At 71.7% G+C, this 14,243-nt stretch carries 11 protein-coding genes and 1 tRNA gene; 5 read left to right on the top strand and 7 right to left on the bottom strand.

Translation table 11 applies throughout. From position 1 onward, the window contains the following. Positions 1-42 precede the first annotated feature (42 nt). Both ACGFIS_RS29750 and ACGFIS_RS29745 read left to right on the top strand, forming a co-directional pair. Positions 43-1,476 carry a DUF4389 domain-containing protein gene (locus tag ACGFIS_RS29750; RefSeq protein ID WP_392973289.1) on the top strand — a complete coding sequence of 478 codons (1,434 nt, stop codon included), beginning with the start codon at positions 43-45 and terminating at the stop codon, positions 1,474-1,476. Between the two features lie 78 nt (positions 1,477-1,554). Continuing rightward, positions 1,555-3,294 (top strand): serine/threonine-protein kinase, encoded by a 1,740-nt coding sequence (locus tag ACGFIS_RS29745; protein WP_392973287.1) that lies wholly within the window; start codon positions 1,555-1,557, stop codon positions 3,292-3,294. Positions 3,295-3,312: 18 nt separating this feature from the next. On the opposite strand, the gene ACGFIS_RS29740 is transcribed toward ACGFIS_RS29745, so the two are convergent. Next, entirely contained in the window at positions 3,313-4,287 is a 975-nt protein-coding gene (locus ACGFIS_RS29740) for an alpha/beta hydrolase (RefSeq protein ID WP_392973285.1), read from the bottom strand. A gap of 133 nt (positions 4,288-4,420) precedes the next feature. Between ACGFIS_RS29740 and ACGFIS_RS29735 the strand changes: the two genes are divergently transcribed. Next, positions 4,421-6,217: a protein kinase gene (locus ACGFIS_RS29735; protein WP_392906252.1), complete on the top strand. Its 1,797-nt coding sequence runs from the start codon at positions 4,421-4,423 to the stop codon at positions 6,215-6,217. Positions 6,218-6,240: 23 nt separating this feature from the next. Here the strand turns inward: ACGFIS_RS29735 and ACGFIS_RS29730 are convergent, their stop codons facing one another. Beyond that, positions 6,241-6,876 (bottom strand): LysE family translocator, encoded by a 636-nt coding sequence (locus tag ACGFIS_RS29730; RefSeq protein WP_392906253.1) that lies wholly within the window; start codon positions 6,874-6,876, stop codon positions 6,241-6,243. Positions 6,877-6,998: 122 nt separating this feature from the next. Between ACGFIS_RS29730 and ACGFIS_RS29725 the strand changes: the two genes are divergently transcribed. Beyond that, positions 6,999-8,537 carry an ArnT family glycosyltransferase gene (locus ACGFIS_RS29725; protein WP_392906254.1) on the top strand — a complete coding sequence of 513 codons (1,539 nt, stop codon included), beginning with the start codon at positions 6,999-7,001 and terminating at the stop codon, positions 8,535-8,537. Positions 8,538-8,550: 13 nt separating this feature from the next. On the opposite strand, the gene ACGFIS_RS29720 is transcribed toward ACGFIS_RS29725, so the two are convergent. Genes ACGFIS_RS29720 through ACGFIS_RS29705 form a run of 4 tightly spaced genes read right to left on the bottom strand, consistent with a single transcriptional unit; the run spans position 8,551 to position 12,436 of the window. Further along, positions 8,551-9,192 carry a DUF1444 domain-containing protein gene (locus tag ACGFIS_RS29720; RefSeq protein WP_392906255.1) on the bottom strand — a complete coding sequence of 214 codons (642 nt, stop codon included), beginning with the start codon at positions 9,190-9,192 and terminating at the stop codon, positions 8,551-8,553. Positions 9,193-9,238: 46 nt separating this feature from the next. After that, positions 9,239-10,768 carry a cobyric acid synthase gene (locus ACGFIS_RS29715; protein ID WP_392906256.1) on the bottom strand — a complete coding sequence of 510 codons (1,530 nt, stop codon included), beginning with the start codon at positions 10,766-10,768 and terminating at the stop codon, positions 9,239-9,241. Beyond that, positions 10,765-11,661 carry a cobalamin biosynthesis protein gene (locus ACGFIS_RS29710; protein WP_392906258.1) on the bottom strand — a complete coding sequence of 299 codons (897 nt, stop codon included), beginning with the start codon at positions 11,659-11,661 and terminating at the stop codon, positions 10,765-10,767. Before ACGFIS_RS29710 ends, ACGFIS_RS29715 begins: the two co-directional genes overlap by 4 nt. Then, positions 11,645-12,436, bottom strand: coding sequence for a phosphotransferase enzyme family protein (locus ACGFIS_RS29705; RefSeq protein WP_392906260.1), 792 nt, complete (start codon positions 12,434-12,436; stop codon positions 11,645-11,647). The genes ACGFIS_RS29710 and ACGFIS_RS29705 overlap by 17 nt, the downstream gene beginning before the upstream one ends. 113 nt (positions 12,437-12,549) lie before the next feature. Here ACGFIS_RS29705 and ACGFIS_RS29700 point away from each other — a divergent pair. After that, a tRNA-Arg gene (locus tag ACGFIS_RS29700) sits at positions 12,550-12,626 on the top strand. Positions 12,627-12,830: 204 nt separating this feature from the next. Here the strand turns inward: ACGFIS_RS29700 and ACGFIS_RS29695 are convergent. Further along, positions 12,831-13,865: a tyrosine-type recombinase/integrase gene (locus ACGFIS_RS29695; protein WP_392973283.1), complete on the bottom strand. Its 1,035-nt coding sequence runs from the start codon at positions 13,863-13,865 to the stop codon at positions 12,831-12,833. Positions 13,866-14,243 lie beyond the last annotated feature (378 nt).

Genomic DNA, 14,243 nt, shown 5'->3' with positions numbered 1-14,243 from the left:
GGTGGGGACGGAGAGACGATCTTCCGAGGAGCGCCGCCCCCCATGACGACGACCGCCGCCGGACCGCTGGAGCAGGACGAACCCCGCGTCCTCGGGCCCTACCGCCTGCTCGGACGCCTGGGCCGCGGCGGCATGGGCACCGTCTACCTCGGCGCCGAACCCGACGGCCGCCGGGTCGCGGTGAAGGTCGTCAACCGGGAGCTGGCCGGCGAGCCGGCGTTCCTCGCCCGGTTCCGCCGCGAGGTGACCGCGGCGCGGCGCGTCCACCGGTTCTGCACCGCGCCCGTCCTGGACGCCGAACTCGACCAGGACCCGCCCTACATCGTCACCGAGTACATCGACGGGCCGAGCCTGGAGAAGGCCGTCCAGGGCAAGGGGCCGCTGCCCGGCTCCGACCTGGAGGGCCTCGCCGTCGGTGTCGCCACCGCGCTCGCCGCCATCCACGGCGCCGGCATCGTGCACCGCGACCTCAAACCCGCCAACGTGCTGCTGTCGTCCACCGGCCCGCGCGTCATCGACTTCGGCATCGCCCGCGCCCTGGACTCCCCCGGCGAGCCCACCCGCACCGGCCAGTTCGTCGGGACCCCGTCCTCCAGCCCCCACCCGCCACCAATCAAACGACGAGTTTCACTCGGCTCAACAAACTACATCGCGCCCGAGGTGCTGCGGGGCGAACCGGTCGAGCAGGCGTCGGACGTGTTCTCGTGGGGCTGCGTCGTCGCCTACGCCGGGACGGGACGTCCCCCGTTCCAGGGCAAGACGGTCGCGGAGACGTTCCACCGCATCGGCACCGAGGAACCGGACCTCACCGGCCTCGACCCGCGGCTGCGCGAGATCGTCGCCGCCGCGCTCGCCAAGGACCCGCGCGGCCGGCCGACGGCACGGCGGCTCCTCACCCGGCTCGTCGGGCAGGAGCAGGCCGACCCCGAACGCGCCGCGGAGACGATCTCGGCGTCCTGGCGGCGGCCGGATCCGGCCTCGGAACCCGGCCCGATCGCCGCGGCGGACACGGCCGGAACGGTCGGGGACCACCCGGCGGCCGCGGCGAACGCGGAGGTCCCGCGGCCGCGCCCCGTCCCCGGGGCGGACGAGCCCGCACCCGCCGAGGCCCCGGCCGCCGCGCCCGCGCCGCGAAAGGACGTCGAGCGCGACCCGGGCGCGGCCGAGCAGACCGTCGTGGTCGACCTGCCCTTCCCGGCGGCGTGGCAGGGGCCGCGGCGCTGGTTCACCCTCCTGCGCGGCCTGCTGGTGGTCCCGCACCTGGTCGTGATGCTGGTCATGTACACGGCACTGGTGTGCGTGATGCTGCTCAGCTGGTTCGTCATCCCGTTCACCGGCCGCTATCCCCGCCCGCTGTACGGGCTCGTCGTCGGCTGCCAGCGGTGGTCCGGCCGTGTCGTGGCGTACGCGTTCGGCCTCACCGGCGAGAAACTGCCGCCCTTCCGGACTCTTCCACGTTCACGCCGAACGCCCTGACACGCTTCGCGCGTCTCAATTGCCGTGGACCGCTAGGGTTCTACGAAAAAGACTCCCGTATTCCAGTTCAGGATCACGATGACCACGCACGCAGGAGAGAACGGCGAGGCCCTGCGCCCCGAGGACCCCGAGGAGCTCGGCCCCTACCGGCTGGTCGGCAGGCTCGGCCGCGGCGGCATGGGGACGGTCTACCTGGGTGAGGACCGGGCGGGACGCCGCGTCGCCGTCAAGGTGATCAACCGGGAGCTGGCCGGTGAGAGCACCTTCCGGGACCGGTTCCGGCGCGAGGTCACCGCCGCCCGGCAGGTCCGCCGGTTCTGCACCGCGCCGGTGATGGACGCCGAGCTCGACACCGACCCCCTGTACGTCGTCACCGAGTACATCGAGGGTCCCAGCCTGGAGAGCGCCGTCGCCGAACGCGGCCCGCTGCCCGGCTCCGACCTGGAAGGCGTCGCGGTCGGCGTCGCCACCGCGCTCGCCGCCATCCACGCCGCCGGCATCGTGCACCGCGACCTCAAACCCGCCAACGTGCTGCTGTCGTCCACCGGCCCGCGCGTCATCGACTTCGGCATCGCCCGCGCCTTGGACGCCGCCGACGGGCCCACCCGCACCGGCCAGTTCGTCGGGACCCCGAACTACCTCCCGCCCGAACTGCTGCGCGGCGAGCAGGTGACGCCCGCGTCCGACGTGTTCTCGTGGGGCTGCGTCGTCGCCTACGCCGGGACGGGCAGCGCGCCGTTCGCGGGCAACACCGTCCCGGAGATCTTCTACCGCGTCGCGCACGACGAGCCGAACCTCGACCGGCTGGACTCGGGCCTGCGCGACATCGTCGCCGCCGCCCTCGACAAGGACCCGCGCAACCGCCCGTCCGTCCAGGACCTGCTCGGGCGCCTCGTCGGCAACGGCACGACCGACCCGGCGACGCTCGCCGAGACCGTCCAGGCGGGCTGGCACGGCCCCGCGGCCGACCCGACCGTGCAGGCACGGGCCGGCCAGGCACAGGCCGGCCCGTCCGCCTACACCCGGCCCGCGGTCCCGCCCGACGCCGACACCACGCGCCGCGACGGCGGACACCCCGGCGGCCCCGGCCCCCGCTCCGGCCGGACGGCCGGACTCCCCCGCCGCCCGCTGATCATCGGTGCCGCGGTCGCCGCCGTGCTGGCCGTGCTCGCTGTCGTCGGGTTCACCGTCCTGCGCTCCGACGGCCCGCCGGACAACCTGGCCACCGCGTTCAGCGACGCGTTCTCCAACAGCGACTCCGGCTGGGGCGACATCTACGACAAGCAGTACGGCTACGCGGCGGGCAAGTACCGGATGCAGACCAACGGCTCCAGCGGCGAGGTCGCGCGCTGGGTGCCGAAGGACAAGGTCGAGGACATCCCCGACCCGATGCTCGCGACCGTCACCGTGGCGGTCGACCAGGGCTCCCCGGACAGCATGTTCGGCATGCTCTGCCGCGCCAACGACGACGGCAAGAAGCAGTACCTGTTCCTCGTCCGCAATGACGGCAAGGGCGCGGTGCTCCGCAAGTTCAACGGGGACCTCGGCACCAAGGACCTCGCCAATCCGGACTCGGTCCCCGGTTTCGACCCGGATTCTCCGACCACGGTCCAGATCGCCTGCGAAGGCCAGGGGAAGGACGGCGCGGAGGTCCGGCTGCGGCTCTGGGTGAACGGCGAGCAGGTCATCGACAGGACCGACACCGACCAGCCGCTTCCCAACGGCTGGGTCGGGCTGCAGATCATCCGGGGCGGCAACGCGGCCGAGCAGATCGTCGCCGACTTCGACGACTTCGACATGTCGAAGATCCTCGGCTAGCCGCCCGGCGGCCGGCCGTCAGCGCCGGCCGGGCAGGTAGCCGTTCGTCCAGCGGGTCAGCTCCTCGAAGACCTGCGTGCGTGCGGACTCGGCCGACAGCATCAGGTCGTGCAGGCCGCCGTCGATCCGGACGAGCGTCACGTGCCGCCCGATCCTCGGCGCCCACCGCGCCATGTGCTCGACGTCCAGGACGGCGTCGGCGCCGGTCACGTCCAGCACCTTGCGGGTGGGACGGACGCTGCGCGTCGACGCCATGACCAGCACCGGGACGTCGACGTCCAGGCCCTTGTGCAGCCGGAGCTGCCCGCGGCGCACGGCCGCCAGCCACGCCGCCCGCACCGGGAACCCGAGGATCGGCTTCCACGCCAGGTCGAAGTCCCACTCGCCCTCGTGGTCGCGGTGGATGCTCCGCGGATACCGGTCCGACACGCCCGCCGGCAGTTTCGCCTTCGGGAACCGCGGGCGCAGGAGCCGCGCGAGCCCGGCGCCGGCCTTGCGCATCACGAGCGGCTCGGCGATGTCGAGGAACGGGCTGTTCAGGAACACCGCGTCGACCAGCCCCTCGCCCTTCGCCCGGTCCGCCCACAGCGCGGCGATCAGGCCGCCGGTCGAGTGGCCGTTCAGCAGAAGCGTGCCGTGCCCGTCCACGTCCCGGATGATCCGGACGGCCTCGTCGATCTCGGGGAAGTAGTCCGACAGGCTCTCGACATAGTTCGGGGTCTGGTGCGGGCGCAGCGACCGCCCGTACTTGCGCAGGTCGAGCGCGTAGAAGTCGAAGCCGAGGTCGACGTAGAAGTCGGCCAGATGCTTCTGGAAGAAGTAGTCGATGAACCCGTGCAGGTACAACACCGCCCCGCGGGACGGGCCGGCGGCGGAAGGCGCGGTGCGCCTTCGCCGCACCAGCGTGGCCACGACCTCCCCCTCGGCGTCCCTGCCCATCGGCAGCTCGATCGCCTCGTATCCGGGGCCGAGCACGTCCACCGTCACGTCCACTCTTTCCTCCCGAACCCGCCCATCGATACCGGCATCTAAGCGTATGGGCGGGACGTTCACGGCCGCACGCGGGAACGCGCGGGCCTTGTTCCCACGTCTATGAGACAAACCCCTCCGGCTCCGGGAGACCCCCATGCAGGCCCCCCTTCGTGACCGTGACCCGCGGCAGCTCGGCCCCTACCGGCTGCTCGGGCGGCTCGGCCGCGGCGGGATGGGCACGGTCTTCCTCGGCGAGGACGCATCGGGCCGGCAGGTCGCGGTCAAGGTCATCAACCCGGAGCTGGCCGACGATGAGGCGTTCCACGAGCGGTTCCGCAGTGAGGTGACGGCGGCGCGGCAGGTCCGCCGGTTCTGCACCGCCGCGGTGCTGGACGCCCGGCTGGACGGCGACCCGTTGTACGTGGTCACCGAGTACGTCACGGGCCCGGCGCTGGACGCGGCCGTCAAGGAGGGCGGGCCGCTGCGCGGCGGCGACCTGGAGGCCCTCGCGGTCAACATCGCGACTGCGCTCAGCGCGATCCACCGCGCCGGGATCGTGCACCGCGATCTGAAGCCGTCCAACGTGCTGCTGTCCCCCGCCGGGCCGCGCGTCATCGACTTCGGCATCGCCCGCGCCCTGGACGCCCCGGACGGGCCGACCCGGACCGGCCAGTTCATCGGCACCCCCGCCTACATGGCGCCGGAGCTGATGCACGGCAGGAACATCACACCCGCGGCGGACGTCTTCGCCTGGGGCTGCGTCGTCGCGTACGCGGGCACGGGACACGCCCCGTTCGGCGGCGGCACGCTCCCGGAGACGATCAACCGGGTGACGAGCGGCGAACCCGATCTGGACGGGCTCGACGACACGGCGCTGCGCGCCGTCGTCGCCCGGTCGCTGGCCAAGGACCCGGCCGGACGTCCCTCGGTCAAGCAGCTTATCCAGGCGCTGACCGGCGAGGAGGAGCCGCCGTCGACGCCCCCCGCGGTCGCGCTGCCGGCGGCCGTGCGGACGTTGCCGGAGGCCAGGCCCGGACCGGCGCCCGAGGCGCCGGAGGCGGCGGTCCCCACCAGTGTCGAGTCTGTCCCGGCGACGCATCCGGTGGACGCGCCGCCCGCCGCAGGCGCCTCACAGGTCCCGCCGCCCGCGCCGCCGCCGCAGACGCCGCCGTCACCGATGACGCCGCACACGATGCCGCCGTCACCGATGACGCCATCGACGATGATGTCGAAGCCGCACCCGTGGCGGCGCCGGGGCCTGGCCGTGGGCGCCGCAGCGGCCCTCGTCGGGGTGTCCGCCGTGTTCGGCGTGCCGAACCTGAGGTCCGACGATGGGAAGTCCTCGGGGGGCTCTGAGACCACCCGGGCCGCCGCCGGCTTCGGCGAGCAGCCTCCGGAGGTCGACGACAAGGTCTTCGACGACGACTTCAGCGACGAGACCTCGGGCTGGAGGACGCCGGCCACGCCGATCTGGGACGCGTCCTACCGCGACCGCAAGTACGAACTCCACGTCCTCCCCGCGACGAACCGAACCACCGTCGACGCGCCCGTGGACGACGTCCCCGACTCGCAGCTCATCGAAGTGAAGGTCGAGCAGAAGGGCGGCGAGGCGGGCGTCTACTGCCACGGACAGGGCACCGGCTTCGCGTTCCTCCTGCGCGAGGACGGGCGGGTGCGCATCGCCAAGATGGACGGCTCCAGGCTGACGGACCTGGCGACCGGCACCGCCACCGACCTCCGCAGCAACGACGACCGCGTCCAGGCCGCGTGCGTCGAGGACGGGTCGGACGTCAAGCTCGGCATGTGGGTCAACGGCGAGCACGTCACGAGCACCACCGCGGCGGCTCCCGCCGATCACCCCGGCCCCAGCGGGCTGATCGCGTCGCGTCCCGAGGGCGTCTCCGGGCAGTCCGAGGCGACGTTCGACGACTTCGCCCTCTGCTCGGTCTAGTCTCCAGGTCCGGTTTTGCCCGGCTACTCCTTGCGGCCGGTCGTCGCGACGGTGACGCCGAGGCCGATCATCATCAGCCCGCCGGTGCCGCCGATCGCCGCGAGGCGGCGGGGCGAGCGGGCGAACCAGGTGCGGGCCGCCCCGGCGGCGACGCCCCACACGCTGTCGCACAGCAGCGCGATGAGCGCGAAGATGAGCCCGAACACCATCATCTGCAGCGGCACATGACCGTGCTCCCGCACGGCGAACTGCGGCAGGACCGCCGCGAAGAACACCGTCGTCTTCGGGTTGGTGACGCCCACGATGAAGCCCTGCAGAAGGGCCCGCCCGCCGCGCGCCCCATCGTCGCGGCCGACCGCCTCCTGGAGCGAGCGGCGGTGCCGGAAGGCCTGCACCCCAAGATAGACGATGTACACCGCGCCGACGGTCTTCAACGCCGTGAACACGACCGCGGACCGTTCCACGATCGAGCCGACGCCGACCGCGACGGCGACGGTCAGCACCAGCGCGGCCAGCACACCGCCGACGACGCCCGCGAGGGCCGTGCGGCGGCCGTGCGCCAGCGCCCGGCCGACGACGAACAGCACGGACGGGCCCGGGATCACGATGATGACGAACGCCATCGCGGAGAAGGCGAGCATCTGATGTGTCGACACCATGACCACACGGTATGCCGCGCGCCCCGTCCCGTCCCACCGGTTTTCCGGGCGCCGGGCGCTGTCCGGCTGTGGACGGGATGACGATCGTGACTCCGTCCGGACCGGCGGCATAAGGTTCGATCATGTCCGCTCCGGCCTCCGCGGGATCCGATCCCGCCGAGACCATCCCCCCACCGGATTCCCCCGCCGTCGCCTGGCGGCCGGTCCTGCTGATCGCCGGGGTGCTCGGCGTCGTGCTCCTCGCCGTCAGCGCCCGGTACGGCTACCACCGCGACGAACTGTACTTCCGCGTCGCCGGACGGCACCTGATGTGGGGGTACCCGGACCAGCCGCCGCTGCTGCCGCTGATCGGCCGGGCGGTCACCGCCGTGTTCGGCGACTCGCTGGTCGCGCTGCGCGTCCCCGCCGCGCTCTTCTCCGCCGCCGGCGTGGTCGCCGCCGCGCTGACGGCCCGGGAGATGGGCGGCGGACGGCGGGCCCAGCTCCTCACCGCCGGCGCGTACGCGGTGTGTCCCTTCGTCGTCGCGGCCGGCCACCTGTTCTCGACCGCGACGCTCGACCTGCTGCTGTCGACGACGATCGTGTGGCTCGTCGTCAGATGGGTGCGGATCCGCGACCAGCGGCTGCTGCTCGCCGTCGGCGCCGTGTCCGCCCTGGCACTGAACGTCAAGTACCTGGCCGCGTTCGTGCTGGCCGCACTCGTCGCCGGGCTGCTGATCTCCGGGCCGCGCGAGTTCCTGCGACGCCCCATGCTCGCGGCCGCCGTACTGATCGCGGCCGCCGCGGTCGTCCCGGGGCTGATGTGGCAGGCCGGCCACGACTGGCCGCAGCTCGACATGGCGGACGCGATCGCCGGGAACGGCGATTTCGCCGGACGGCCCGGGTTCGTCCCGTTCCAGATACTGCTGACCGGCGTCGTCCTGTCCTGGCTGTGGATCTACGGCCTGTGGCGGACGTACCGGTCCGCGGACCTGCGGCCGTTCCGGTTCCTCGGCCACGCGTACGTGCTGCTGACCGTCCTGTTCCTCCTCACCGCCGGGAAGCCGTACTACCTCAGCGGCCTCTGGGCGGCGCTGTTCGCGGCCGGGGCCGTCGAGATCGAGCGGAACGGCGCGCCGCGCGGCTGGGGCTGGGTGCCGGCCCTGCCCGTCTACGTGATCACCGCCGTCACGACCGCTCTGCTCACCCTGCCCGTCTACCCGGTGAAATGGCTGGCCGACACCCCGCAGCCCGCCGTCAACGCCGACTCCGCCGAGACGGTCGGCTGGCCCCGGTTCGCCGCCCGGGTCGCGGAGGTCCACGGCTCCCTGCCGCCGGACGAGCGGTCCAAGGCGACGATCATCGTGAGCAACTACGGCGAGGCCGGGGCGCTCGACAAGTACGGGCCCGGCCTCGGCCTGCCCCGCGCGTACAGCGGGCACAACGGCTACTGGTACTTCGGACGTCCCCCGGACACCGGCGGCCCCGCGATCGTCGTCGGACCCGAAACCGAAGCGGGCGCGCCCTACCTGCGGCGGTTCTGGACGGACGTGCGCCCCGCCGGCCGCATCGACAACGGTGTCGGCCTCGACAACCAGGAACAGGGCAAACCGGTGTGGATCTGCCGCGGGCAGCGCGCCCCGTGGCCGGAGCTGTGGCCGCGGCTGAAGACGCTGTCGTGACGCGCCGGGCGGTTCAGGGCGTCAGGACGTCCCAGACGCCGGCGCGGCGCACCATCAGGTTGTGGGTGAGCAGGCTCCCCGGCGGCACGTCCCACGCCGGATCGCCGCCGCCGTCGCCGCGGTCCTCGGCCCACACCTGCGCGACCGCCCAGCGGAGCTTGTCGACGCCGTCCGGGTGACCGGTACCGGACGCGACGAACACGTCCCGCGCCGGGGCCGCCACGACGAGGTCGCCCTCCACGTCCTGGCCCAGCTTCTCCAGGAACCCCTCGTCCAGCAGCAGGCCCGACTCCAGGCTCCCCCGCCGCGCCGGAGCGCCCGTCCCGGACAGCGACACCGTCACGGCGCGCACGTCCGGATACCAGCTGAGGCTCAGCTCGGGGCGCAGACCACGCAGGTTGATCACCGCGCGGCGGCGCAGCTCCTCCGGCGGCACGCCCAGCTCGGCGCAGTGCCGGCGGGCCACATGCTCGTAGCGGCGGCCGGCCGGGGCGGCCTCGTCGGCGATCTCCAGCGCGTAGCTGACATACAGATCGCCGGCGAACGGGTCGCGGATCGGCTCCTCGTCCGGCGGCAGCGGAAACTCCAGCTGGACCTCCGCCGGCACCCGCGCCTTCATCAGCGGGACGATCAGACTTGACCGCGGGTCGGTCACGGGACGTTCCTCCTGATGCCTGTTGCGGCCGGTGCCATCGAAGGGATCACCCTACCGTCGTGGCCGTGCCCGGCCCATCGGCGCGCACCTCCGGCGGCCCGCCTGGCGGGACGACGGAAAGGTTCCGCGGCGCCCCGTTCTCGATGATCCGCCACACGGCATCGGTGTCCAGATGCTCCTCGACGAGGTCGCCGAGCGTGTCCAGAGTCGCCTCCCGCAGGGCTTCGAACGACACATCCGGGGCGGGCGTGAAATCGCGGCCGCTTTCCCTCGCCACGTCCTGGAGAAAGGCGCGCCTGAACCCGTCGTTCTCCATGGCGCCGTGCCAGGTCGTCCCCCAGACCGCCCCCTGCCGGCATCCGTCGAGGAACGGCTCCCCCCTCGCGACCACGACACCATGGTGGATTTCATAGCCGTGGACGTCTTCGCCGTAGGCACTCCCCAATGGCCGCCCGAGCGTCTTCTCCTCCCTGAACTCGACCCGTGCGGGCAGCAGGCCGAGCCCCTCGACCCGTCCCGCCCCCGACTCGACCTGATCGACGATCTCTTCGGCGAGCATCTGATAGCCGCCGCAGATGCCGAGCACGGGCCTGCCCGCACGGGCACGGCCGCCGATCGCGTCGGCCATTCCCCGCTCGCGCAGCCAGGCCAGATCACCGACCGTGGCCCGGGTCCCCGGCAGCACGACCAGATCGGCCTCGGCCAGATCCCCGGCGCTCGCCGCATAACGGACGACGACCCCCGGTTCGCAGGCCAGTGCGTCCAGATCCGTGAAATTCGAGATCCGGGGAAACCGCACCACGGCGACCCTCAGGGTCTCGTTCCCGACCGGCCCCTTCGCCTCAGGCCGAGGCGCCTCCAACGCGAGAGCGTCCTCGGAATCCAGATACAGCCCGGACTTCCACGGCAGCACACCCAGCGTCGGCCGGCCGGTGAGCGTCTCCAGCTGCTCAAGCCCCGGCTCCAGCAATTCCCTGGCGCCCCGGAACTTGTTGATGACGAATCCCGCGATCAGCGCCTGATCGGCTGGTTCCAGCAGGGCGACCGTCCCGTACAAGGACGCGAAAACACCACCACGGTCGATGTCGCCCACAACGATGACCGGCAGTTCCGCGGCCCTCGCGAGCCCCATGTTCACGATGTCGCCGGCCCTCAGGTTGATCTCGGCGGGGCTTCCGGCCCCCTCGCAGATCACCACGTCGTACTCGTCCCGAAGCTCCTCGAGACTTTCTTTCACGACGCCCTTGAGCCATTCCCTGTGCTCCCCGTACTGCAGCGCGTCGACCTCCGCCACGGGCCGTCCCAGAACGACGACCTGACTACGCCGATCGCTCCCCGGCTTGAGCAGCACCGGATTCATCACGGCCCTCGCCGCCACCCCCGCCGCCTGCGCCTGCATGTACTGCGCCCGCCCGATCTCCGCCCCGTCACCCGTCACCATCGAATTCAGCGACATGTTCTGGGCCTTGAACGGCGCGACCTTCACACCTTTTCTCGCCAGCCACCGGCACAGCCCCGCCGTGACCACGCTCTTCCCCGCGTCCGACGTCGTTCCCGCGACCAGAAGTCCACTCACCGCAAACCCCAGATCACGGCCGCCGCCGCGAACGTCACCGCCGCCGAAAGCCGCACGGCCCTCGTGATGTCCCGCACCTCCGGTGCCCTGCCGCCGCCCATCTCGGGACGCCGCTCAACCCGTCCCCCGTACTCGTTGACGCCCCCGAGCCGCACCCCGAGCGCCCCGGCGAACGCGGCCTCACACCGTCCGGCATTGGGACTCGGATGCTTGCCCCCGTCCCTCACCAGCACCCGCCACGCGGCACGCCCGGAGAAAGCCGCGACCAATCCGCCCGTCACCCGTGCCGGGACCCAGTTGGCCACATCGTCCAGCCTCGCCGCCGCCCACCCGAACCGCTCATACCTCGGATTCCGGTACCCGACCATCGCATCGAGCGTGTTGACCGCCCGATACATCAGCAATCCCGGAATTCCGCCCACGGCACCCCACACCAGCGGAGCGACCGACGCATCCGACGTGTTCTCCGCCACCGACTCGACAACGGCCCGCGTCAAGCCCTCCGCATCGAGCCCACTCGGATCCCGCGCACACAAATGAGAAAGCCGCCCCCTCGCCGCCTCCAGATCCCCCCGCTCCAGCACCCGGGCCATGACCAGCCCCTCACGCCCCAGCGACGTCCCCCCGAGCACGGCCCAGGTCACGCCGGCGGTCACCAGAGCATGCGCCACCCGCCCCCGGGCGACCGCCTCCAGCCCGACCCCGAGCACCCCGGCACCCCCCACGAGAACCCCGGTGTGGACGACCCCGCGCCACCGCGAATCCCCGTACAAGGACCGCTCCGCCACCGATGCGACACGCCCGAATCCCGCCACCGGATGCCACTTCTTCGGATCCCCGAAGAACGCGTCCAACGCCACCCCGAGAACAAGGCCCTCACCAGAGACGCGCATCAAGCTCATCCCAGTACCGCTCCAGCCAGTCCTGCGCCCGCCGGATCCGCTGCCCGGCACCCCCGCGCCACATCCGCGCCCAACCCCCGCCGCCTTCCGCCCGAACCTGCATCGCCAGATACGACCGCTCGAACCGCACCCGGGCCGCCGGCAGCACGTCCCGCCGCCCCCGGGCGTCCAACCCGTACGCGTCACAGAAGATCCGCAGCCGCCGCCCCACGTCGACCCGGTACAGCAACGCGTCCCGATCCGCCGGATCGGCGATCGGCCCCCAATGCCGCAACGCCGTCACCACATCGAACAACCGCGTCGTGGGCCGCGCCAGATCGAAGTCGATCAACGCCACCGGCATCCCGCCCCGGAAGACCACGTTCTCCGGCGTCACATCACAATGCCCGATGACCTCGGGCTCCCCGTCCAGATTCGACGTCTCCCCGTCCCAGGGCGCCCCCTCCGGCGCCTCATAGGACGCCACCGCCTCGTGATACCGACGCAGCAGCCGCCCGACACCCCGCAACGCCTCATCTGAGACCACATGACCCGCCAGCGGCCGCCGCGGCGCCTCCCCCGGCACCCAGCTCAGCACCTCCCGCCCCCGCCCATCGACCCCGAGCACCCGCGGCGCACCGTCGAACGCCACCGCCTCCAGATGCCGCAGCAACCCGTGCACGGCCGGACTGTGCGCCCCGAGCGGCCTCCGCACCGTGTCCCCGACCCGTACCACGCCCTCCGACACGTCCCCACCGGAGAGCGGCATCTCAAAGTTCACCGCCACAGCACCCCAAGATAAGACCCGCCCGCCCTCTTCCGCCCGGTAAGGCCGTTATAGATGTGGAGCCTGAGGACCCTCACCCTTACACTGTTTCCCGGCGTCCCGCCGGGCGCCGGGCGCCCGTAGCTCAGCTGGACAGAGCATCGGACTTCTAATCCGACGGTCGCGGGTTCGAATCCTGCCGGGCGCGCCACCCCCACCAGCCGATCAATGCCCTGACCTGCAATGACGCCTCTCGCGCCGGTTCGGCCGGATGCAGCCAGATGCCACCGAACGCAGCCGCGCGGCACTGTTCCCGGAATATACGCGGAATGACTCCGCCCGCGTTTGCCCAGGTCAGCACACAAGACAAGAGAGGCCCCGGAACGTCCCGGAGCCTCTCCACCGCGGTTGCCGATCATGCCGCCAACGCGTCCTCGATGCGCTGGTTGGCTACCTCCCGCTGCCCATCGATGCACCTGGCGTACACACGCAACATCACATCGACCCCGTGCCCAGCGCGTTCGGCCGCTTCGGGAGCATGGACGCCCGCGTTCAGCCAGAGCGACACCGCCGCGTGCCGCAGGTCGTACGGCCGGGCCGCCAACGGCGATTCGACCTGATCCGGAGCGAGCGCCAGGACGCGAGCCCGCTTCCAGACCTGCGCGTACGCCGAGCCGGAGAACGACCGGCCGCCACTGGTGACGAACAGCCGACCATCCTCGGCCGCCCCGAAGGCTTCGAGGTGTTCCCGGAGCATCGTCACCAACTCGGGAGGGATCGGGACGGGCCGCACGATGTCGTCCTCCCGATGCTTGAGGCCCCGATCATCGAAGGTCTCCCCGGAGTCGGTGTACCGCTTGTTGGTCTGAGGCCGGGTCTTCTTCAGCGTGATCAGCCCCCACCCGGTTGCCGGAAGTTCGCAGTCCTGCCGACGCAGCCCCGCCGCCTCAGCCGGACGGAGGCCGGCGAAGTACATGCACCCGAACATCGCCCGCAGCCGAGGCCCCCGCGACCGGCCGACATAGGAAACCGCCGTCAGCAGCTCGCGAGCCTGGGACGGATTCACGACGACCCGCCGATCAACGGCCCCGTTCTGCTTGGGAGGACGCCACTTCACTCGGTCAAGGGGGTTGGCCGCCAGTTCCCCCAGTTCGACCGCGTAGCCGAGCGCATGCTTGAACACCGCCCGCTTGCGCCGGAACGTCGAGGAGGCCGCGGGTTGTCCGTCGAGTTGGAGCGCGAGAATCTCCAGCGCGGCCCGAGCCAATCGCGGTTCGTCCAGTTCGGTAATCGGCATGGACGCCGACTCCAGCCAGCGAAGCGCCGCGCCCAGTTCGGCCGACATGTCGGGACGGCGATCGTCCGGCACGAAGACAAACCGCCGGAGAAGCACCCGGAGGAGGGACGCGTCAGGACGACCGGGCATGTCCTTGACGAACACGAGCGTCACGGCCGTCATGGTGTCGGTGAGGCCCTCCCGAGACTTGGCAGCCGCATGAGGCCAACGCGCCTTGACGTAGGCACGGGCGAACTCCAGCCACGTCCGAGCGGTCGCCGCTTTGAGCATGGACAGCGGAAGGCCCGTGTCCGTATCGAACGCCTCACCGTTCTTGGCAGCCTGCCTGAGGTCAGACAGGAAGCTCTTTGCCTGTGAAGACCGTTCGAACGTCCGAGACTTCTCACGGCCGCCGACCGTCCAACGCGCGGTGTACGAGATGACCTTGCCTGGCTTGTGAGCCGCCCCGGGTTTGTTGGAGGCTCGATTGAGAGGATGATCGAGTCATGGCACGGAAGTCCCCCTACTCTCCCGAGTTGCGGCAGCGTGCGG

Origin of the sequence: Spirillospora sp. NPDC048824 (assembly GCF_043198455.1) — a bacterium.
Lineage (GTDB): Bacteria > Actinomycetota > Actinomycetes > Streptosporangiales > Streptosporangiaceae > Spirillospora.
The sequence above is the reverse complement of the archived record's forward strand: the minus strand, read 5'-3'. Positions and strand labels throughout refer to the sequence as shown.

Excerpts from the sequence above, each read along its gene's own strand:
- ACGFIS_RS29750 (WP_392973289.1), top strand. The coding sequence starts at position 43 with ATGACGACGACCGCCGCCGGACCGCTGGAGCAGGACGAACCCCGCGTC.
- ACGFIS_RS29745 (WP_392973287.1), top strand. The coding sequence starts at position 1,555 with ATGACCACGCACGCAGGAGAGAACGGCGAGGCCCTGCGCCCCGAGGAC.
- ACGFIS_RS29735 (WP_392906252.1), top strand. The coding sequence starts at position 4,421 with ATGCAGGCCCCCCTTCGTGACCGTGACCCGCGGCAGCTCGGCCCCTAC.
- ACGFIS_RS29730 (WP_392906253.1), bottom strand. The coding sequence starts at position 6,876 with ATGGTGTCGACACATCAGATGCTCGCCTTCTCCGCGATGGCGTTCGTC.
- ACGFIS_RS29725 (WP_392906254.1), top strand. The coding sequence starts at position 6,999 with ATGTCCGCTCCGGCCTCCGCGGGATCCGATCCCGCCGAGACCATCCCC.
- ACGFIS_RS29710 (WP_392906258.1), bottom strand. The coding sequence starts at position 11,661 with ATGCGCGTCTCTGGTGAGGGCCTTGTTCTCGGGGTGGCGTTGGACGCG.